Annotated in this window: 23 protein-coding genes; 11 read left to right on the top strand and 12 right to left on the bottom strand. The window is 72.8% G+C overall.

Going from position 1 to position 18,186, the window contains the following annotated elements; genetic code table 11:
- Nucleotides 1-9 precede the first annotated feature (9 nt).
- On the top strand, nt 10-438 hold the full coding sequence (locus HP550_RS18375) for an SRPBCC family protein (protein WP_175349118.1): 429 nt from the start codon (nt 10-12) through the stop codon (nt 436-438).
- Here the strand turns inward: HP550_RS18375 and HP550_RS18370 are convergent.
- On the bottom strand, nt 419-940 hold the full coding sequence (locus HP550_RS18370; protein ID WP_175349117.1) for a TetR/AcrR family transcriptional regulator: 522 nt from the start codon (nt 938-940) through the stop codon (nt 419-421). The genes HP550_RS18375 and HP550_RS18370 overlap by 20 nt on opposite strands.
- Nucleotides 937-1,854, bottom strand: a complete 918-nt coding sequence (locus HP550_RS18365) for an SDR family oxidoreductase (RefSeq protein WP_175349116.1) — start codon at nt 1,852-1,854, stop codon at nt 937-939. Before HP550_RS18365 ends, HP550_RS18370 begins: the two co-directional genes overlap by 4 nt.
- 84 nt (nt 1,855-1,938) lie before the next feature.
- Here HP550_RS18365 and HP550_RS18360 point away from each other — a divergent pair, with 84 nt between their 5' ends.
- The 3 genes from HP550_RS18360 to HP550_RS18350 all read left to right on the top strand — a co-directional run bounded on the left by HP550_RS18360 (nt 1,939) and on the right by HP550_RS18350 (nt 4,393).
- Nucleotides 1,939-2,775 (top strand): aldo/keto reductase, encoded by an 837-nt coding sequence (locus HP550_RS18360; RefSeq protein WP_175349115.1) that lies wholly within the window; start codon nt 1,939-1,941, stop codon nt 2,773-2,775.
- A gap of 80 nt (nt 2,776-2,855) precedes the next feature.
- Nucleotides 2,856-3,200, top strand: a complete 345-nt coding sequence (locus HP550_RS18355; RefSeq protein ID WP_175349114.1) for a YciI family protein — start codon at nt 2,856-2,858, stop codon at nt 3,198-3,200.
- Nucleotides 3,197-4,393 carry a sigma-70 family RNA polymerase sigma factor gene (locus HP550_RS18350; protein ID WP_175349113.1) on the top strand — a complete coding sequence of 399 codons (1,197 nt, stop codon included), beginning with the start codon at nt 3,197-3,199 and terminating at the stop codon, nt 4,391-4,393. The genes HP550_RS18355 and HP550_RS18350 overlap by 4 nt, the downstream gene beginning before the upstream one ends.
- Here the strand turns inward: HP550_RS18350 and HP550_RS18345 are convergent.
- The 4 genes from HP550_RS18345 to HP550_RS18330 are packed head-to-tail and all read right to left on the bottom strand — an operon-like array spanning nt 4,377 to nt 8,013.
- A complete protein-coding gene (locus HP550_RS18345; protein WP_175349112.1) occupies nt 4,377-5,018 on the bottom strand; it encodes a GNAT family N-acetyltransferase in 642 nt (213 codons plus the stop codon). The two genes, HP550_RS18350 and HP550_RS18345, sit on opposite strands and share 17 nt — an antisense overlap.
- 22 nt (nt 5,019-5,040) lie before the next feature.
- Nucleotides 5,041-6,309 (bottom strand): MFS transporter, encoded by a 1,269-nt coding sequence (locus HP550_RS18340; RefSeq protein WP_175349111.1) that lies wholly within the window; start codon nt 6,307-6,309, stop codon nt 5,041-5,043.
- Between the two features lie 13 nt (nt 6,310-6,322).
- The gene (locus HP550_RS18335) at nt 6,323-7,582 is read right to left on the bottom strand and encodes an RNA polymerase sigma factor (RefSeq protein WP_175349110.1); all 1,260 of its coding nucleotides are present in this window, start codon (nt 7,580-7,582) and stop codon (nt 6,323-6,325) included.
- Complete coding sequence (locus HP550_RS18330) at nt 7,582-8,013, bottom strand: YciI family protein (RefSeq protein ID WP_175349109.1); 432 nt, start codon at nt 8,011-8,013, stop codon at nt 7,582-7,584. Before HP550_RS18330 ends, HP550_RS18335 begins: the two co-directional genes overlap by 1 nt.
- A gap of 127 nt (nt 8,014-8,140) precedes the next feature.
- Here HP550_RS18330 and HP550_RS18325 point away from each other — a divergent pair, with 127 nt between their 5' ends.
- From HP550_RS18325 to HP550_RS18310, 4 genes are read left to right on the top strand one after another with little or no spacing between them, the layout of a single operon-like run.
- The gene (locus tag HP550_RS18325) at nt 8,141-8,581 is read left to right on the top strand and encodes a hypothetical protein (protein ID WP_175349108.1); all 441 of its coding nucleotides are present in this window, start codon (nt 8,141-8,143) and stop codon (nt 8,579-8,581) included.
- A gap of 32 nt (nt 8,582-8,613) precedes the next feature.
- Nucleotides 8,614-9,045 (top strand): Ohr family peroxiredoxin, encoded by a 432-nt coding sequence (locus tag HP550_RS18320; RefSeq protein ID WP_175349107.1) that lies wholly within the window; start codon nt 8,614-8,616, stop codon nt 9,043-9,045.
- Nucleotides 9,042-9,554, top strand: coding sequence for a DoxX family protein (locus HP550_RS18315; RefSeq protein WP_246281001.1), 513 nt, complete (start codon nt 9,042-9,044; stop codon nt 9,552-9,554). Before HP550_RS18320 ends, HP550_RS18315 begins: the two co-directional genes overlap by 4 nt.
- Nucleotides 9,551-10,159: a TetR/AcrR family transcriptional regulator gene (locus HP550_RS18310; RefSeq protein ID WP_175349106.1), complete on the top strand. Its 609-nt coding sequence runs from the start codon at nt 9,551-9,553 to the stop codon at nt 10,157-10,159. Before HP550_RS18315 ends, HP550_RS18310 begins: the two co-directional genes overlap by 4 nt.
- 52 nt (nt 10,160-10,211) lie before the next feature.
- Here the strand turns inward: HP550_RS18310 and HP550_RS18305 are convergent, their stop codons facing one another.
- Nucleotides 10,212-12,092, bottom strand: coding sequence for an adenylyl cyclase (locus HP550_RS18305; protein ID WP_175349105.1), 1,881 nt, complete (start codon nt 12,090-12,092; stop codon nt 10,212-10,214).
- 182 nt (nt 12,093-12,274) lie between these two features.
- On the bottom strand, nt 12,275-12,802 hold the full coding sequence (locus tag HP550_RS18300; protein WP_175349104.1) for a hypothetical protein: 528 nt from the start codon (nt 12,800-12,802) through the stop codon (nt 12,275-12,277).
- Between the two features lie 92 nt (nt 12,803-12,894).
- On the opposite strand from HP550_RS18300, the gene HP550_RS18295 reads away from it, so the two are divergent.
- Together HP550_RS18295 and HP550_RS18290 are read left to right on the top strand one after the other, a co-directional pair.
- Entirely contained in the window at nt 12,895-13,305 is a 411-nt protein-coding gene (locus HP550_RS18295; RefSeq protein WP_175349103.1) for a DUF6855 family protein, read from the top strand.
- A 54-nt stretch (nt 13,306-13,359) separates the two neighbouring features.
- Nucleotides 13,360-13,905, top strand: a complete 546-nt coding sequence (locus HP550_RS18290; RefSeq protein ID WP_210768267.1) for an SRPBCC family protein — start codon at nt 13,360-13,362, stop codon at nt 13,903-13,905.
- On the opposite strand, the gene HP550_RS18285 is transcribed toward HP550_RS18290, so the two are convergent.
- Both HP550_RS18285 and HP550_RS18280 read right to left on the bottom strand, forming a co-directional pair.
- On the bottom strand, nt 13,890-14,300 hold the full coding sequence (locus HP550_RS18285) for a DUF3224 domain-containing protein (RefSeq protein WP_175349102.1): 411 nt from the start codon (nt 14,298-14,300) through the stop codon (nt 13,890-13,892). The genes HP550_RS18290 and HP550_RS18285 overlap by 16 nt on opposite strands.
- 10 nt (nt 14,301-14,310) lie before the next feature.
- A complete protein-coding gene (locus HP550_RS18280; protein ID WP_175349101.1) occupies nt 14,311-15,267 on the bottom strand; it encodes a helix-turn-helix transcriptional regulator in 957 nt (318 codons plus the stop codon).
- A gap of 61 nt (nt 15,268-15,328) precedes the next feature.
- Between HP550_RS18280 and HP550_RS18275 the strand changes: the two genes are divergently transcribed.
- The gene (locus HP550_RS18275) at nt 15,329-15,727 is read left to right on the top strand and encodes a VOC family protein (protein WP_175349100.1); all 399 of its coding nucleotides are present in this window, start codon (nt 15,329-15,331) and stop codon (nt 15,725-15,727) included.
- Here HP550_RS18275 and HP550_RS18270 read toward each other — a convergent pair.
- Both HP550_RS18270 and HP550_RS18265 read right to left on the bottom strand, forming a co-directional pair.
- A complete protein-coding gene (locus tag HP550_RS18270; RefSeq protein ID WP_210768266.1) occupies nt 15,720-16,436 on the bottom strand; it encodes a DNA alkylation repair protein in 717 nt (238 codons plus the stop codon). The two genes, HP550_RS18275 and HP550_RS18270, sit on opposite strands and share 8 nt — an antisense overlap.
- 24 nt (nt 16,437-16,460) lie before the next feature.
- On the bottom strand, nt 16,461-18,161 hold the full coding sequence (locus HP550_RS18265; RefSeq protein ID WP_175349099.1) for a SpoIIE family protein phosphatase: 1,701 nt from the start codon (nt 18,159-18,161) through the stop codon (nt 16,461-16,463).
- Nucleotides 18,162-18,186: the final 25 nt, after the last annotated feature.

Below are 18,186 nucleotides of genomic sequence, written 5' to 3'. Positions count from 1 at the left end.
CGTCGCGCCATGACCACCGCGATCGACACCACCACGAGCATCGCCGCCCCGCCCGACGCGGTCTGGGCGGCGCTCACCGACTGGTCCCTGGCGCCGCAGTGGATGCCCGGCGTCTCCGCCATGGCCGGGCCGCTGGCGCGGGGGGCGACGGTGACGTTCACCGTGCGCGGCAAGGAACGGACCGCCCTCGTCGACGATCTCGACGCGTCCCACCGCCTGGCCCTGCTGTCGCGTTCCGGACCGGTGACCGCCGTGTACACCTACACGCTCGCCCCGACCGCCGCCGGCACCGACCTCCGCCTGGTCGCCGACGTCGTCGTGCGCGGGCCCCTGCAGCTCCTGGCGGGGGTCGTCCGCCGTTCGATCGCCACGGAGGACGGCGTCCAGCCCGAGCGCCTGCGGGCGGTGGTCGAGGCGGTCAGCCGACCAGCCGGCTGACCGCGCGGTGCAGGTCCGCCCGCGTCCGGTCCAGGTCCGGTCCGGGTGCGAGCGTCACGCCGTGCACCAGCCCGAGCACCTGGGCCAGCAGCCGGTCCGCGGCCCAGTCGTCGTCGCCGCGCGCAGCACGCAGGGCCGCGACCTTGCGCGCGTGCGACTCCACCGACTGCGGCAGCCGCGCCAGCACGGCCGGCCGCTCGAGGTTGTGCCACAGGAGCAGCCGCACCAGCGACGGGTGCGCCAGGTTGAAGTCGAGGATCCGCACCGCGTAGCCGGGCAGGTCGGCCGCGTCGAACGGCACCGCGTCCAGCAGCTGCTCGATCCGGTCCTCGATCACGGCGTCGAACAGCTGGTCCTTGCTGGTGAAGTAGGCGTAGATCCGCTGCTTGTTGGCCCCGGCGCGCTCGGCGATCCGGTCCACGCGCGCGCCGGCCAGCCCGCGCTCGGCGAACTCGTCGGCGGCCGCGTCCAGGATCCGGCGCGGGGTGTCGGCGGCCATCATGCGGGCAGGGACGTCCCGGTCAGGTCCTCCGTCACGGCCCAGAGGCGCGCCGCTGTGTCGTCGTCGCGCATCCGGCGGTTCAGCCGGGCGGGGCCGGTGGGGCCGACGAGGCCGAACCGGCCGGACGGGCCGTAGTAGCCGTCCTCGACCGCGCGGGGGTCGGCCGCCGCGAACAGCATCGGCTCGGCGCCCTGCTCCGGCTGCTGCGACGGGACGAACGGCAGGTTGCCGATGGGCGAGCGGTGCACCGAGTCCCGGCCGAGCGAGGCGCCGGCGGTCTGGAGGTTGGTCTGCGTGAACCCCGGGTGGGCGGCGTTGCTGCGCAGGGTCCAGCCGCGCTGCATCGAGACGCGCGCCAGCTGCCGGGACAGCAGCAGGTCGGCCAGCTTGGACTGCGCGTACGACCGCGTCGGGCTGTAGCGCCGACGGGTCCACTGGAGGTCGTCGAACCGGATGCGGCCCACGTTGGCCATGCCGCTGCTCATCGTGGTCACCCGGCCCTCGGGGGCGGCGAGCAGGAGCGGCAGCAGGAGGTTGGTGAGCGCGAACGGGCCGAGGTAGTTGGTGCCCAGCTGGAGCTCGAAGCCGTCCTCGGTCTCGAAGCGCGTCGGCGGGGCCATCACGCCGGCGTTGTTGATCAGGGTGTCCAGGTGCGGGAGGTCGCGCGCGAGCGCCTCGGCGAACGCACGCACCGAGGCCAGGGAGGCGAGGTCCAGCAGACGCACCTCCGCGGAGGCGTCGGGGTGCGCCGCGACGATCTCGGCGAGCGCCTTCTCGCCCTTCTCGGCGTTGCGCACCGCGAGCACCACGTGCGCGCCGGCCGCGGCGAGCCGTTCGGCGGCCTCCCGCCCGGTGCCGCTGTTGGCCCCGGTGACGACGACGGTGCGGCCGGACTGATCGGGGACGACGTACACGGTGGGCTCCTCAGCGACGACAACCAACTGGTTAGTTGGTGACCTTAACATGCGCCCCGGGTGCGCGCGGGGTCGAATGGAGGCATGACCACTGTCCCTCTCCTCACCCTGAACACCGGCGTCCAGATCCCCCAGCTGGGGTTCGGCGTCTTCCAGATCGACCCCGCCGAGACCAAGGACGCGGTCCTGGCGGCCTTCGAGGTCGGCTACCGCCACATCGACACCGCGCAGATGTACGGCAACGAGAAGGGCGTCGGCGATGCCGTCGCCGCCTCCGGCCTGGACCGCAAGGACGTCTTCCTCACCAGCAAGCTGAACAACGACATGCACGATCCCGAGCAGGCGGCGGTCGCGTTCGACGTCACGCTCGAGGCGCTCGGCACGGACTACGTGGACCTGTTCCTCATCCACTGGCCGCTGGCGACGGTGAGCGACTTCGTCGAGACCTGGAAGGCGATGGAGGACTTCTACCGGTCCGGCCGCGCCAAGTCGATCGGCGTCTCCAACTTCCAGCCGCACCACCTGAACCGTCTGCGGGCGGAAGCCACCATCACCCCCGCCGTGAACCAGATCGAGGTGCACCCGTACCTCACGCAGGAGGCGGTGCGCGCGTACGGCACCGAGCACGGGATCGCCACCGAGGCGTGGAGCCCGATCGCTCAGGGCAAGGTGCTGGACGACCCGACGATCGTGCGGATCGCTGAGGCTCTGGGCAAGACCCCCGCGCAGGTCACGCTGCGGTGGCACCTCCAGCGCGGCGACATCGTCTTCCCCAAGTCGGTCACCCGCAGCCGCATCGAGGAGAACTTCGCGATCTTCGACTTCGAGCTCTCCGACCTGGACGTGGCGGACATCTCCGGTCTGAACCGTGACGAGCGCACCGGCCCGGACCCGGACACGTTCGACTACGTTCCTTCGTAGCTGTCGATCCGGCTGCTCACCGTTCGTACGGAGGGTGAGCAGCCGGCGCAGGGCCGGCGACGCACACCGAGGAGAACGTGATGAGCCACTACCTGCTGAGCGTCATCGAGCCCGTCGGCCCGGCCCCCGACCCGGAGTTCCTGGAGCCGATCATGAAGGCGGTCGGGGAGGTCGACCACGCCATGCACGACGCCGGCGTCTGGGTCTACTCCGGCGGCCTGCACCAGCCCAGCACCGCGACCGTGCTGCGCGCCACCGACGGTCAGGTGGTCACCACGGACGGCCCGTACGTCGAGGCCAAGGAGCACCTGGGCGGCTTCACGATCATCGACGCCGACGACCTCGACGCGGCCCTCGACTGGGGCGGCAAGCTGGCCGTCGCCACGGGGCTGCCGATCGAGGTGCGGCCGTTCCGCTACCAGTGACCGACGAGGACGCGATCGCGCGGGTGTTCCGCGCGGAGCACGGCCGCGCGGTCGCTGTCCTCGCCCGGTCCTTCGGTGACCTCGACGTCGCGGAGGAAGCGGTGCAGGACGCGTTCGTCGCAGCAGTCCAGCGCTGGCCCGCGGACGGCGTCCCACCCAGCCCGGCCGGCTGGATCATCACCACGGCCAAGCGCAAGGCGATCGACCGCCTGCGCCGTGAGGCGTCCCGGGACGACCGGCACGCCCAGGCCGCCCTGCTGCACGAGCGCGAGGAACCGGTGGAGGTGGGGCCCGTGCGCGACGACCGGCTCCGGCTCGTGTTCACCTGCTGCCACCCCGCGCTGTCCGTCGAGGCTCAGGTGGCGCTCACGCTGCGGCTGCTCGGCGGGCTGACCACCGAGGAGATCGCCCGGGCGTTCCTGGTACCGGAGCCGACGATGGCGCAGCGGCTGGTGCGCGCCAAGGGCAAGATCCGCGACGCCCGCATCCCTTACCGGGTGCCCCGCGACGCCGACCTGCCCGACCGGCTCCGGGCGGTGCTGGCGGTGGTCTACCTGGTGTTCACCACCGGCTCGGCCGCCCTCACCCGCGACGACCTCTGCGCCGAGGCGATCCGGCTGGGCCGCGTCCTGGTCGAGCTCATGCCCGACGAGCCCGAGGCCCTGGGCCTGCTCGCGCTCATGCTGCTCACCGACGCCCGCCGCGACGCCCGGGTGACGGCCACCGGGGAGCTGGTGCTCCTGCGCGACCAGGACCGCGCGCTCTGGGACGCGGAGCAGCTGGACGAGGGTCGCGACCTGGTGCGCCGGTGCCTGCGGCGCGACCACCTCGGTCCGTACCAGCTCCAGGCCGCGATGCAGGCGGTGCACAGCGAGCCGGCCGGGACCGACTGGCGGCAGATCGTGCTCCTGTACGACCAGCTGATGTCGATCTCCCCCAGCCCGGTGGTCGCGCTCAACCGGGCCGTCGCGGTGGCGGAGCTGGAGGGGCCTTCTGCCGGGCTCGCGCTGGTGGACGGGCTGCCGCTGGAGCGGTTCTACCTGTTCCACGCCGTCCGGGCCGACCTGCTGCGCCGCCTCGACCGGTCGACGGACGCAGCGGCCGCCTACGACGCCGCGCTCGCCCTGACCGCCAACGACGCGGAGCGTGACTTCCTCACCCGCAGCCGCGACGCGCTCAGCCCAGCCGGCTGACCAGTCCCGCGCGGACCGCGAACCACTCCGCGGCGACGATCGAGAAGTACGCCGTGTCCCGCAGACCGCCGTCCGTGGCCACCGTGTGGACCCGGCGGACGCCCTCGAACGTCCCGCCGATCCGCTCGATGGCCGCCCGTGAGGCCGCGTTGCGCGCATCGGTCTTGAGGGTGACGCGCAGGCTCTTCCACGTCTCGAACGCGTGCGTGAGCAGCAGCACCTTGGTCTCCGTGTTCACCGCGGTGCGCTGCGCCGACGCCGCGTACCAGGTGCTCCCGATCTCGGCGACGGACGGCGGGTGCTCGTCGCTCGGCGCTCCGCCGACCCCGATGCCGGGAGGCCACGGCGCCGGGTCCGCGAACACCTCGAGGTCCAGGAACCGTGTGCTGCCCACGAGCGCGCCGTCCGTCAGGCGACGCACCGCGAACGGCACCGCGCGGCCGCCCGCGGCGTGCTCGAGGGCGGCCTCGACGTACGTCCTGGTCTCGTCGAGGCCGTCGGGCACCCATGTGAACCCGTAGCTGCCGCGCTCCTCGGCGGCGGCCACGGCGAGCGCGTCGACGTGCGCGAGGGCCAGCGGCTCGAGCTGGACGTGCCGGCCGGTCAGGGTGAAGGGCGCGATCATGCGCCCATCGTGCCCGACGCCCTCACGCCTCGGCGTGCGCGTTCGCCGCGTGGATCGCCCGCCGCCCGCCCGGCACGATCAGCGCCAGCGCCACCACCAGCAGCAGCGCGACCCCGGACCAGATCAGCAGCGACTCCACCGAGAACCGGTCCGCGAGCGGCCCGAAGACCGCCATGCCGAACGGCATCGACACGGCCATGACGATGCCGACGAACCCGAACACCCGTCCCTGCATCTCCGGCTCCACGGTCTCCTGGAGCACCGTGAACGAGGGGGTGGAGAACGCCGGCACGGCCAGCCCGAGCAGGAACATGAACCCGAAGAACACCCAGAGGTTGGTGGACAGGCCGAGCCCGACGGAGATGCCACCGAACACCAGCGTGGAGCCCAGGATCATCCGGACCCGGTTCCACTTCCCCGCCCAGGCGGCCACCGCCGCGCCGCCGAGCACCATGCCGATGCTGAACGCGAGCTCGTTGGCGGTCAGCTTCCACACCTCCTCGCCGAACGTCCGCACGATCATCAGCGGCGTCAGGTACGACGGCGCCACGATGAGCACGAACACCACGGCGTACAGGGCGAGCACCCAGCGGACGAACGCGTGCGAGGCGACGTACCTGACGCCGCCCACCAGGTCGTCGAAGTAGCCGAGGTGCTCGGTCTCCGCCGAGCGCACCAGCCGCGGGACCGTGATCAGCAGCAGCAGGCCGATCCCGATGACGGCGGTCACCACGTCGATGTAGAACACCGCCACGATGGACATGCTGGCGTAGACCGCGGCCGCGGCCGCCGGGGCGACGAGCATCATGGCCGACTGGATGGTGCCGTTGATGCCGTTGACCCGCATGAGCTTGTCGGCCGGGACGATCTGCGGCAGGAGCGCGGCGACCGCCGGCATCTGGATCCCTGCGCCGGCCGAGCGGATGGCGATCGCCACGAAGATCAGCCAGAGGTCCGTGGCACCGGCCGCCATGAACATCGCGAGCGCCAGCGTGACGATCGCGATGGTGGCATCGGCGCCGATGATCAGCTTCTTGCGATCCAGCCGGTCCGCCCACACGCCGCCGAAGATCGAGATCACCGCCTGCGGCAGGAACCCGAACACCGCGTACAGGGCCATCACCCCGCCGGACTTGGTCTCCAGGGTCAGGTGCCACATCACGGCGTACTGGACGAGCATCGAGCCGAACAGCGAGACCGTCTGGCCGGACAGGAAGATCGTGACGTCCCGGCGCCACCCGGGTCGCTCGGGCGCGGGGACCTCCACGTCCGTCTGCGTCGGTTCGGTCATGCCACCCATGCTGTCAGCCGGCACCGACATCGGTCTCCGGAGATTCGACGCCTGCCGCAGCCGCGCGAGCCATCAGCAGGTCCCTCTCCCGCCGCGTCGGAGCCAGCGCCGCCGCCCGCTCCAGCTCGTCGGCCGCCTCGTCGGCCCGGCCGAGCCGGAGCAGCACGTCCCCACGGACCGCCCCGTACAGGTGGTACCGCGCCAGCCGCGGGTCGGCGTGCACGGCGTCGAGGGCGTCGAGCGCCGCCTGCGGCCCGTCCGCGTGCAGCACCGCGACGGCCCGGTTGAGCTCGACCACGGGGGACGGGGCCAGCTGCGCCAGGGCGTCGTAGAGGGCCACGATCGCCTCCCAGTCGGTCTCGTCGAACGACCGGGCACGGCTGTGGCACGCCGCGATCGCCGCCTGCACGGTGTACGGACCGAGCGGCCGGCCCAGCGAGATCGACCGGTCCAGCGCCCCCAGGCCGTGCGCGATCATCGTCCGGTCCCACCGTCGGCGGTCCTGGTCCTGCAGCAGGACGCCGTCGGCGCGGGCGTCGAAGCGGGACGCCTGGAGCTCCATCAGGGCGACCAGCCCGTGCACCTCCGGCTCGCGCGGGAGGAGCCCGGCGAGAACCCGGCCCAGGCGCATCGCCTCGTCGGCCAGGTCCCGGCGCACCCACCGCTCGCCGCTGGTGGACGAGTGGCCCTCGGTGAAGATCAGGTAGACCACCTCGAGCACCGAGCCCACCCGCGCCGGGAGTGCGTCCGCCTGCGGCACCTCGAACGGCACCTGGGCCTCGGCCAGCGTGCGCTTGGCGCGGGAGATCCGCTGGCCGATCGTGGGCGACGGGACCAGGTACGCGCGGGCGATCTCGTCGGTCGTCAGGCCGCCGAACAGCCGGAGGGTGAGCGCGATCCGCGACTCCCGCGGCAGCACCGGGTGGCAGGTGAGGAACACCAGCGCGAGCAGGTCGTCGCCGATGGGCTCGTCGACGATCCTGTCCGCGGCCGCCTCGTCGACCAGCGAGTGCGCGACGACGGCGTACTTGGCGTCGCGGTTCCGCTCCCGTCGGACCAGGTCGATCGCCCGGTGCCGCGCGGTGACCATGAGCCACGCACCGGGCGAGTCCGGGACGCCCGTGACCGGCCACTGCTCCAGCGCGGCCACGAACGCGTCCTGCGCCAGCTCCTCGGCGAGCCCGACGTCCCGGACCAGGCGGGTGAGCGAGGCGATGAGGCGCGGCGACTCGATCCGCCAGATGACCTCGACGGTCCGCCGCGCGTCGCTCATCAGCCCTGCTGGGCCTTCAGCCGGTCGACGATCGCCTGCTCCCGCTCCAGCACCTCGGGCGAGACCACCTTCGCGAAGTCCTCCATCTCGAAGAACGGCCGGATCTCGAGCACCGAGCGCATGCCCTGCGTGGACGGGCACCGCTTGGCCCACTCGACCGCCTCGTCCAGCGAGCTCACCTGCCAGATCCAGTAGCCGGCGATGATCTCCTTGGCCTCCGCGAACGGGCCGTCCACCACCGAGACCTCGCCGCTGGTGTCCCGGACCACCTTGGCGCCGGCCTTGCTCGGCTGCAGCCCCTCGCCGACGAGCATGATCCCGGCGTTCACCAGCTGCTCGTTGTAGACGTTCATCTCCCGGAACATCTCGTCCGTGGGCGCGATCTTGTCCTCGTCGGCTCCGTCGCCCTTGATCATGACCAGGACCTTCATGGTGCTCTCCTCCGCTCGGTGGCCACCTCGACGCTAGTGCCGGGGCGGTGCCTTCACCATGGACGTCGAACGGGCGGCGGCGGCTTCGACAGCGGGTGGCGACGAGTTCGCGTGGGACGCTGGTCCGGTGAGGCTCTTCGCGCGTCGAGTTGTGGTTCTCGCGGATGTCGGTGACGGGTTCGTCGCCGGCGAGGCGGTCGCGCTCCAGACCGGCTTCGCGGGCGCCCTGAGTCCTGCGGAGCGCGCCTCGCAGGTGCCCGTGCCCGTCGAGCTGACGCTCGAGTCGGAGGGCGGCAGGCGCATCGTCGTGGTGTGCCGCAACCACGTGGTCGGGTTCGTGCCGCCGTCGCACGAGGAGTCCGCGCGCGCGCAGCTCGCCGCCGCCGGCCGGGCGCGGCTGGAGACCCCCGGGCAGGTGTTCCGCGACACCGAGGGGTGGTGGCGGCTGTGGGTCGGGCCGCCCCGCGCGGGGGGCTTCCCGGGCCCGGAACCCGGGGCCGACACCCTCGGCGTACCGCGTCGCAAGATCTTCGGCATCGCCCTCCCGGACGACGAGGGGCTAAGGTAGGTGTACTAGTTCGTCTACCAAGGAGATCCCTCGTGCCCGCTCTCTACACCGCCATCGCCACCGCGACCGGGGAGGGCCGCGCCGGAGGACGGGCCGTCAGCGACGACGGGACCCTCGACCTCACGCTCGCCGTCCCCGCCGCCCTCGGCGGTCGCGGCGGCGGCACCAACCCGGAGCAGCTCTTCGCCGCCGGCTGGGCGTCGTGCTTCCACTCGGCCCTCAAGACGGTCGCGGCTGCGGAGAAGACCCCGCTGTCCGACTCGGCGGTCGTCGCGGAGATCGGCCTGGTGACCACCGAGTCCGGCGGCTTCACCATCGAGGCGGCGCTGCACACCGAGATCTCCGGGCTCGACCAGGCCACGGCCGAGCGCCTCGTGGCCCGCGCGCACGAGGTCTGCCCCTACTCGAACGCCACGCGGGGCAACATCGCCGTCCGCCTGACGACGACGACCGACGCCTCATGAACGTCTCCCGGACCGCCCGCGCGTTCGCGACGGTGCTCCGCGGCGACGTCGTCGCGGACCCGCCCAGCCGGGGCAGCGGGATCCGCCGGACGGTCGGCCGACTGTGGCTCGGCGCCACCCTCGCGTTCGCGGGGACCTCGCACCTGACGGTCGCGCGCGAGGAGTTCCAGGCGCAGGTGCCCACGTGGTTCCCGGCCGACCCGGACGCCGTCGTCCTCGCGTCCGGGGTGGTGGAGATCGCGCTCGGGGTGGCCCTGCTCGCCGCGCCAGGCCGGCGGCGTGCGGCCGTCGGGTGGATCGCCGCCGGGTTCTTCGTGGCGATCTTCCCCGGCAACATCTCCCAGCTGGTCACCCGGACCGACGCCTTCGGGCTGGAGTCCGACACGGCGCGCGCCGTCCGGCTGCTCGGCCAGCCGGTCCTGGTGCTCTGGGCGCTGTGGTCGACGGGCGCCTGGCGGTCGCTGCGTGCCGCGCTGGCTGCGCAGCCCGCAGAGGTGCTGCCGCGATGACAGCCGCCCTGGCGGACGCCCCGATCGTCGGGCGGCCGACGCGCGACGGCGGGCAGTCCGACGTCGCCCGTCGGATCCTCGACGCGGCGGCGCCCCGGTTCTACCTCGAGGGGATCCGCGCGGTCAGCGCCGACGCGGTCATGGCGGAGGCCGGGGTCACCAAGGTGACCTTCTACCGGCACTTCCCGACGAAGGACCACCTGGTCGAGGCGTACCTTGAGACGGTCGCCGCGGCGGAGCGGCACGCGGTCCTGGCCTGGCGCGCCGAGCACGTCGGTGATCCGACGGCGGTCCTGGCGGCCTACGCGGACCAGCTCGCGGCCCAGGTGTGCGGGGGCGCCTTCCGCGGCTGCCCGTTCCTCAACGCGGCCGCGGAGTACCCCGACGTCACGCACCCCGTCCGCGCCGTGGCCGAGCGGCACCGCCAGTGGCTCCGGGACGTGGCCGAGGAGCTGGCCACCGAGCTGGGCCTCCCGGAGCCCCGCTCGGTCGCGGTGCAGCTCGTCATCCTGCGCGACGGGGCCATGTCCACCGGCGCGGGGGTCGAGCCCGCCGAGGTCGGGCGAGCGCTGCGCCGAGCGGGACGGGCCGTCCTGCGAACCTGACGACGAAGGGCCTGACCGCGACGGTCAGGCCCTTCGCCGTTCACCGGTCAGCTCAGGGGACCGGCCACTCCAGCACCGTGCTCGGACCCGCGAAGGTCGGCGTCACGGGGTCGCCCGTGTCGTTGACCACGTGGTCGATGGTGCCCGCCGCGTTCAGCGAGACCGTCAGCACGTTGTGCAGCCTCACGCCCGGCGTGACCGGCACCTCGTAGGCCCGGCTGAGGTGCAGGGTCGGGTTCACGTTGGTGTAGATGTACGCACCCATGCCCCAGCCCTCGTGCACCTTGACCTTGTCGCCCACCTTGTAGGCGGCCCAGCCGTTGACGCCGTCGTGCTGCCAGGACGCCTGGTCGGGCGCGTCGTAGGGCAGCTCGTTCTGGAACATGATCGTCTTGCCGCGCTCGCCGTTCCAGATGACGTTGTACTTCTGGTAGTGCTCGGAGAACAGGCCCGTCGCGGTGACGTCGTTGCCGTTGACCAGCACGCCGGTCTCGGCCGTGTTGATGTCCCAGCCGACGCCGGTGCCGTGGTCCGCCCGCCACGCCCACGTGTGGTCGATGATCGTCTGGTTGGTGTTGACCACCAGGCTCTGCGTGGCCTTGCCGACGTCCTCGCCACCGATGCGGAAGAACACGTCCTGCACCGCGGTCGGGTTGTTCGCGCTGCTCAGCCGCGGCTTCTTGTGCTTGCCGTCGATCGTGGAGAGCTTGGTGCCCAGCTGCAGGAGCGCCGGGGAGTTCTTCGTGCCGGCGTCGAACATGATCCCCGCGATGTCGATGCCGGGGACGTCGAGCGTCTGCATGGCGACCACCCCGTTGTCCGGGATGATCGTCGCCAGCCCGAGGCCGAGCACCACCTGGTTGGGCCAGATCACGTTGAGCGTCCGGTTCACGTGGTAGACGCCGGGCGTGAACAGCACGTTCTTGCCGAGGGCCAGCGCGGTGTTGATCTTCGAGGCGCTGTCACCCGGCTTGGCGACGAAGAACTTGCTCAGCGGCAGCGACTTGCCGGGCGTGCTGCCCGCGGCCCAGGTGGCTCCCGCGGAGTTCTTCTGCGCCGCCGGGACGAACACCTGGTACTTGCCGGCGTCGTCCACGTAGAGGTACGGCTTCTCCTTGGAGGCCGGTGTGGTGTCGAGCGTCGTGTACTTGGGCTCGCCGACCACCGGGCTGAAGTTCGTGGCGGGAGCACCCTGGACGCCCGCGAACACCTGGTTCCAGACGCTGTTGCTCCAGCCGGCGACCGAGCCGTTCCGGACCAGGAACTGCTGCTGGCTGCCGCTGACCACGAAGGGCAGCGTCGAGTCGGCGATGAAGCCGCCGGACGCGTACTGCGGGCCGGCCGTGCAGTAGTCCATCAGGCTGACGTTGGCGCCCGTGACGTTCACGCGCCGCATCGGGGCGGCCTGCGAGACGGCCCAGAAGTTGGCCGAGCTGCGGCAGCCGTCGGCGTCACCGGCCGCGTACTGGATGGTCAGGTTGGACAGCGAGCGCCAGAAGTTCACCAGCGCGATGCAGTTGGGGTCCGCGCCCTCGGGCACGGGGAGGCACTGGTTGTAGACCTCGATGGCGCCGTTGATGACCACGTCGCCCGGGTCCTGCCCCAGACCGGCGACCTCGGTGAAGTAGCCGACCTCGAACCGGAGCGGCTGCTCGGGCGTCCCGTAGGTGCCGGGCTTGAACAGCAGCGCGTACCGGCCCTGACCGAAGTGCGCGGGGACCTGCTGGGTCGCGATGGCGTCGACCGTCGCCTGGATCTGCTCGATCGGCTGGCTGGGGTCGAACACGATTGTGTTCGGGCCGAGGTCGACCGGTGGCGCCGCCTGGGCCGGTGCGGCGATCAGGGGGACCAGGGCGACCGCGAGCGCGGTCGCGAGAACCGTCGCCGTCCGCCGGCGTCGGGGACGCGAGGGGCTCTGCCTACGAAGGAGCATGAGGGACCTTTCTCCGCACAGGGGACGTCGCAAGACGGCTCCCCGCGCGCGAGGAGGCACCGCCGTTGGCGCCGGTGACCGGACATTCGGTGCCGGTCAGGACGAAAGGTACTCAGTTGGTGACTCGTGTCAACCCTGACAGGTCGGTAAGTGTTTGCCCGATCGGGTGACGTCCCCGCTGGTCAGCCGGTCTGGGCCAGCCGGGCGATCCACGCCGGGGTGGCGCGGCCGCGCCCGCGGTCGGTGACCACGCGCAGCCGCGCCGCCGCCACCTCGGACCGGGAGACGGGGACCATCGGCCGGGCGGTGGACGGGCGCACCGGGGTCAGGTCGTCGGCGGGGACGAAGTCCGCATCGTCGCCGGCCCCGCGCTCCGCGGCGGCGTCGAGCACGTCGAGCGACAGGCCCGCCAGGAACGCGTCGTCGTCGGGACCGGCCAGCGGGGACGACGCCAGCAGCGCCAGCGCGTCGAACCCCACCGCCCGCTTGCTCTCGTCCGGCGAGAACGACAGGTCCACGGCCCACTGCACACGCGCCCACCACTGCGCGCGGGAGTCGGCGCCGGTGCGCTGCCGCACCGTGAGGATCCCGACGATCAGCGCACCGATCGCGCCGAAGGCCGCCACCAGCGGACCGAGGGTCGCGACGACCACGTACCAGGGCTCGTCCGGCACCGCGCTCACCAGTCCTGCAGCCACCAGCCCGCTCATCCAGCCTCCCCGAGTCGATGCCGGTCGCGAGCGTATCGGGCGCGGGTCGATAGTGGACCGACACGATCCGCCGACGCTCGAGGGAGAGCCCCATGGCCGGCACGGGAACCAAGGACGACCCCTGGCAGCTCACCACGGCACCCGGCTCGTCGGCGTACTCGATGTACCGCGACGAGTCCGCCGACCCGCCCGCGCTCGTCTGCCAGGTGGGTTCGACGACGCTGAGGTACCACCTCAGCGCGGTCGACGACCTGCACGCGTGGCTGCTGGAGCAGGGCGGCGCGGTGCCCCTCGGCGCCGCGGACGAGCTGAAGCCGGCCGCGCCCGGGACCGTCGAGGCGTGGGGTCGTGACGAGTCCAACCCGGTGGGCGGCTGGTACGGGTTGCGCAAGGGCTACCGCGGCCGGTTCGGCATGTACCTGCCCCCGCTGCTCGAAGCCCTCGGCCTGGCGGAGCTGACCCACGACGCCCGCAACAACACGGTCCGCGCCCTGCCGCGCTGAGGGCGCGCTGAGAGGTCGGGGCGCGCACGTCGGGCTCGCCCTAGCGTGACTGCCATGACGATCGCCACGGCGTGGGGCGTGACCGGGTCCGAGCAGCACCGCTCCTACCCGTGCGACGACCTGGTCCCGGCTCCCGCCCAGCGGCTGTTCCGCGGCGTGGACGTCGCGGCGCCGCCCGACGTGGTCTACCGGTGGCTGTGCCAGTTCCGCGTCGCGCCCTACAGCTACGACTGGATCGACAACGCCGGCCGCCGCAGCCCTCGCAGACCGCTGCCCTGGACGTGGGACCTGGAGGTGGGCCAGACGTTCTCGCGGATCTTCACGCTCGTCTCGTTCGCCACCGACGATCACCTGACCGTGCGGATGAACCCGGCCGGCGCCCGGATGTTCGGGGACGTCGCCGTCACCTACGCGGTCCTCCCGAGCGGCCGGGAGCGCAGCCGGCTGGTGGCGGTGCTCCGCTCCCCGCAGCCGACCAGCCGACCGGGAGCGGTGGGCGCGTGGCTGCTGGCGTGGGGCGACCTGGTGATGATGCGCAAGCAGCTCCTGACGTTCGCGCACCTCGCGGCCGCGGAGCACGGCGCTCAGTCCAGCGTGTAGTCGAACCGCATCCGGTGCGTGCCGTCCGCGTCCACCTCGAGCGCGCCGCTGCCCGTGATGCCGGCGAGCTCGCCGGTGCCGCTCGACGGGACGACCACGAAGTGCTCGTCGTACCGGTCCGTGCCGTGCGTCGAGGCCGCGTGGACGAAGTTGAAGGTGCCGGAGCGCCCGTCGAGGCTGCCCTCGAACGACTCCATCGCGACGTACGTGCCGACGCCTCGCTCCGGGTCGAACGCCGACGTGAACAGGGTGGTCGAGCGGCCCGCGACGCCGCCCGCGTACTGCTTGACCATCGTCGCCACCCCCACGGAGAGCGCCGTGCTGACCGGCTCGGCATCCTGCGCGACCGGCACCCCGGCGAACCCGCTGACCGTGAACGTTCCCTCGGTGATCATGGTCGGGACGCTAGCGAGGACCACCCACACCCCCGTACAGCCCGACCAGCTCGGCGCCGAGCACCGCCAGCTCGGCCCGGACGGACGCCGGCTCCAGCACCTCCACCGCCGCACCGAACCCCGCCAGGTGCTCGGCCACCGACCGGGCGGTGTGCGACCCCACCTCGAGCCGCACCCGGCCGTCGGCGTCGGCCCCGAGCACGGTGACGTGCCGCCCGAACTGGCCGCGCAGCACGCGCACGTGGAACGGGGTCGTCAGCACGGTCGCGGTCACCCGCGAGCGGCGCTCCTCGACCTCGTCGACCACCGACTCCCAGATCCCGGCCACGTCGAGGTCGTCGGGCCGCACCGCCGCTGCGTCGAGCACGGCCAGGCTGATGATCCGGTCCAGCCGGAACGTGCGCCGGCCCGCGGGTGTCCCGGCCACGAGGTACCAGTGCTCGCCCTTGTCGACGAGCGCCCACGGGTCGACGGTCCGCTCGGACTCGCCGGCACGGCCCCGGTAGACGAGCGTCACCTGCCGCCGGCGAACGACCGCCCCCTGGAGCTCCGCGACCCACGGCTGCCGTGCCCGGGCCGACGAGCCCCACCCGACCGGGTCCACCAGCACCGCGCGCCCGGCCGCCTCGGCCTCCGCCCGGAACGTGGCCGGCAGGGCCCGGACGAGCTTGCGGAGGGCCGAGGTGGCCTCGGCCGACCGGTCGGAGGACGACCCGAGCAGCAGGAACAGCGCCTGCGCCTCGGGCGCGGTCAACCCGGTGAGGTCGGTCCGCGCACCGCCGACGAGCGACCAGCCGCCCCCGCGACCCGGTTGCGGGTAGACCGGGATGCCCGCGGTGGACAGTGCCTCGAGGTCACGCCGGGCCGTCGCGACCGACACCTCGAGCTCGTCGGCGACCTCCGCGGCGGTCACCCGCCCGCGTGCCTGCATCAGCAGGAGGGTGGCCACCAACCGGTCTGCGCGCATGCCTCAAGAGTGGATCAGAAAGTGCTCAGACGGTGAGCACTTAGGTGCGGAGAGTGGAGACATGACGACACACACGAACACCTTTCGCGGCCTCGCCAACGTCTCCTTCTTCGCCGACGACCTCGACGCCGCGCGCGCCTGGTACACGGAGCTGTTCGGCTTCGAGCCGTACTTCGTCCGCGACGGCTACGTCGAGTTCCGGATCGGCGACCACCTCGACGAGCTCGGGATCATCGACCGCCGCTACGTCCCCGGCGCGGGTGGTCCCACCGGGGCCGTCGTCTCCTGGCACGTCGACGACCTCGAGGGCACCCTCGCACGGCTCCTCGAGCTCGGCGCCACCGAGCACGAGGGGATCGTGGAGCGCGGCGCCGGGTTCATCACCGCCTCGGTGGTCGACCCGTTCGGCAACCTCCTGGGCATCATGACCAACCCGCACTGGCTGGAGGTCGTCAGCTGACGCGCTTCCTCGCCTGCATGTAGTGCGCCCGCGCCTCGGGATCCAGTCGCTCCAGGGAGTACCGCAGGGTGGTCCGCGGCATCGTCGCGGCATGCTCGTCGAGGTAGGCAAGGAGTCGCGCCTCGTCCTTCTTGCCCGCCTCGCGCAGCATCCACCCGATCGCCTTGTGCATCAGGTCGTGCCGGTCCGCCTCCAGCAGCGCGGCCAGCGCGAACGTGTGGTCCAGGGACCCGGAGCGGATCAGCGGGAAGGTCCCGACGATCGCGATGCGGCGCTCCCACAGCAGGTCCGAGGCCGCCAGGCGGTAGAGCACGTCGGTCGACAGACCGGCCAGCACCGCGCGGCCGAGCACGTCCGGCGCGCTGGCGTCGACCAGGTCCCAGTTGTTCACGCGGTCGGTGCGCCGCAGGTACAGGTCGAGCAGCTCGCGCCGCCGCTGCGACGAGGTCCGCTTCGCCGCGCACTCGAGCGCCATGATCTTCAGCGCCAGCAGCCGCACCTCGTGCCGCTCGTCCTCGAGCAGCTCCTCGAGCGCCGCCGGCGGCAGGCCCAGGTTCTCCTTGGCGACGGTCGTCACCTGAGGCACGGTCAACCCGAGGAAGCGGTCGCCCTCGCCGTACTCTCCCGGCCCGCTCTTGAAGAACCGCGCCATCCCGGCCGCCCGCTCGGGGTCCGCCATCGCGCCCAGGCGGTCGACGGCGGTGCTCACCCGACGGTGCTCATCCGACGGTGCTCATCCGACGGTGACCGTCAGGACGGCCACGTCGTCGCGACGGATCTCCGCCGGGGCCAGCGCCTCGATCAGCTTCCAGGGCTCTCCGGACGCCGCCGAGACGACCGTCGCGACCAGCCGGGCCAGGCCCGCACGCAGGTTCTCCCGCCGGCGCTCCACCAGGCCGTCCGTGTAGAGGACGAGCACGTCGCCGGGGAACAGCGTGACCGTGTGGTCGTGGCGGGCCACCCCCGCCCGGAACCCGAGCAGCATGCTCGGCTCACCCTCCAGCACGTCGGCCGTACCGTCGGTCCGCAGCAGCACGGGGGGCGGGTGGCCGGCGCTGGACCACCGCAGCTCGCGACCGCCGTCCGCGCCCGGCGGGTCCAGGTGGGCCAGCACGGCCGAGCCCGTCGCCCGCAGCCCCACGCCCAGGTTCGCGTCGTCCAGCCGGCGCAGGATGGCGCCGGGCGGCTCCTGGAAGGTCCAGGTCAGCCCGCGCAGCATGGACCGGAGCTGCCCCATGAGGGCCGCGGCGCCCATGTCGTGCCCGGTCACGTCGCCGATCATCAGCGCCGTCGACCCGTCGGGCAGCGCGATGGCGTCGTACCAGTCCCCGCCGACGTCCTCGCCCATCGAGGCCGGGGCGTACGCGGCGGTGATCGTGAGGCCGTCGACCGTCGGCAGGTCGGTCAGCATCGCGGCCTGGAGCACGTGCGCGACCTCCCGCCGCGCCTCCAGCAGCTGCGCGCGGTCGAGCGCCAGGGCGGCGTACGCGGCCAGCGCGCTGAGCACCGACCGGGCGTCGGCGTCCATGTCCCGCGCCAGCTCCCACCGGAGCAGCACCGCGCCCAGCACCCCGGTCGCCGCGGTCAGCGGCAGGATCGCCAGCGCGCCGTCACCGCCCAGGCCGGCGGTCGAGGGGAAGGCGGCCGCCATGGCCGCGGCGTCCTCGAAGATCTGCGGGCCCCCGCCGGTCACGGCCACCACGGACGGCCACCGCGCGTCGGACAGCGCCACGTCCCTCCACAGCACCGCCGGCACCCCGTCGACCTCCTCGTGACGCACCCAGCGCAGGTGCTGCTCGTGCACCACCGCCACCGCGGTCCGCCGCGAGCCGGCCGCCGTCACCGCGACCCGCTGGATGGTGTCCAGCACGTCGTCCACGGACACCGCGTCCGCGAACGCCTCCGACATGAGCAGCAGGAGCCGCGCGTGCCGGTCGCTCTGCGTGGCCGCGCGCTGCGCCCGCCGCGCCCGCTCCCCGAGCGACCGCAGCTGGACCTCCGACGAGCACGCCTGCGCCAGGTCGGCGAGCACGGCCAGCTCCTCGGTGGTCCACACCCGCGGCTCGTCGTCGATCGCGCACAGGGAGCCGACCGCCTGGCCGTCCAGGTCGCGCACCGGGAAGCCGGCGTAGGCGATGGCGCTCAGGTCGGGGATGGCCAGGTTGTCGCGCAGGAACTCGACCTCGCGGGCGTCGGTGACCACCAGCGGCGCGTCCGAGCTCACCACGTACTGGCAGAACGAGTGCGACAGCTCCGTCCCGCGCCGCGACATCCACGGCTCGGGCAGGCCGAGCGCCCCGGGGAACACCTGGCCGACCTCGTCGACGAACGACACCAGCGACACCGGAGCACCGACGTACGCCTGCGCGAGGCGCGCGAACCGCTGGTACGTCGGGTCGGCCTGCCCCTCGGGCCCGGCGTACGCATCGCTCACGGGCTGATTGTGCCTGCCACCGGCC

It is taken from the genome of Cellulomonas humilata (assembly GCF_013359775.1).
GTDB classification, from domain to species: domain Bacteria; phylum Actinomycetota; class Actinomycetes; order Actinomycetales; family Cellulomonadaceae; genus Cellulomonas; species Cellulomonas humilata.
Note: the sequence above shows the minus strand (reverse complement) of the source record. Positions and strands in the feature narration are given on the sequence as shown.

Excerpts from the sequence above, each read along its gene's own strand:
- HP550_RS18305 (WP_175349105.1), bottom strand. The coding sequence starts at position 12,092 with ATGCTCCTTCGTAGGCAGAGCCCCTCGCGTCCCCGACGCCGGCGGACG.
- HP550_RS18290 (WP_210768267.1), top strand. The coding sequence starts at position 13,360 with ATGACGATCGCCACGGCGTGGGGCGTGACCGGGTCCGAGCAGCACCGC.
- HP550_RS18370 (WP_175349117.1), bottom strand. The coding sequence starts at position 940 with ATGATGGCCGCCGACACCCCGCGCCGGATCCTGGACGCGGCCGCCGAC.
- HP550_RS18275 (WP_175349100.1), top strand. The coding sequence starts at position 15,329 with ATGACGACACACACGAACACCTTTCGCGGCCTCGCCAACGTCTCCTTC.
- HP550_RS18330 (WP_175349109.1), bottom strand. The coding sequence starts at position 8,013 with ATGAAGGTCCTGGTCATGATCAAGGGCGACGGAGCCGACGAGGACAAG.
- HP550_RS18300 (WP_175349104.1), bottom strand. The coding sequence starts at position 12,802 with ATGAGCGGGCTGGTGGCTGCAGGACTGGTGAGCGCGGTGCCGGACGAG.
- HP550_RS18340 (WP_175349111.1), bottom strand. The coding sequence starts at position 6,309 with ATGACCGAACCGACGCAGACGGACGTGGAGGTCCCCGCGCCCGAGCGA.
- HP550_RS18315 (WP_246281001.1), top strand. The coding sequence starts at position 9,042 with ATGAACGTCTCCCGGACCGCCCGCGCGTTCGCGACGGTGCTCCGCGGC.
- HP550_RS18335 (WP_175349110.1), bottom strand. The coding sequence starts at position 7,582 with ATGAGCGACGCGCGGCGGACCGTCGAGGTCATCTGGCGGATCGAGTCG.
- HP550_RS18355 (WP_175349114.1), top strand. The coding sequence starts at position 2,856 with ATGAGCCACTACCTGCTGAGCGTCATCGAGCCCGTCGGCCCGGCCCCC.
- HP550_RS18295 (WP_175349103.1), top strand. The coding sequence starts at position 12,895 with ATGGCCGGCACGGGAACCAAGGACGACCCCTGGCAGCTCACCACGGCA.
- HP550_RS18345 (WP_175349112.1), bottom strand. The coding sequence starts at position 5,018 with ATGATCGCGCCCTTCACCCTGACCGGCCGGCACGTCCAGCTCGAGCCG.
- HP550_RS18310 (WP_175349106.1), top strand. The coding sequence starts at position 9,551 with ATGACAGCCGCCCTGGCGGACGCCCCGATCGTCGGGCGGCCGACGCGC.
- HP550_RS18280 (WP_175349101.1), bottom strand. The coding sequence starts at position 15,267 with ATGCGCGCAGACCGGTTGGTGGCCACCCTCCTGCTGATGCAGGCACGC.
- HP550_RS18285 (WP_175349102.1), bottom strand. The coding sequence starts at position 14,300 with ATGATCACCGAGGGAACGTTCACGGTCAGCGGGTTCGCCGGGGTGCCG.
- HP550_RS18375 (WP_175349118.1), top strand. The coding sequence starts at position 10 with ATGACCACCGCGATCGACACCACCACGAGCATCGCCGCCCCGCCCGAC.
- HP550_RS18360 (WP_175349115.1), top strand. The coding sequence starts at position 1,939 with ATGACCACTGTCCCTCTCCTCACCCTGAACACCGGCGTCCAGATCCCC.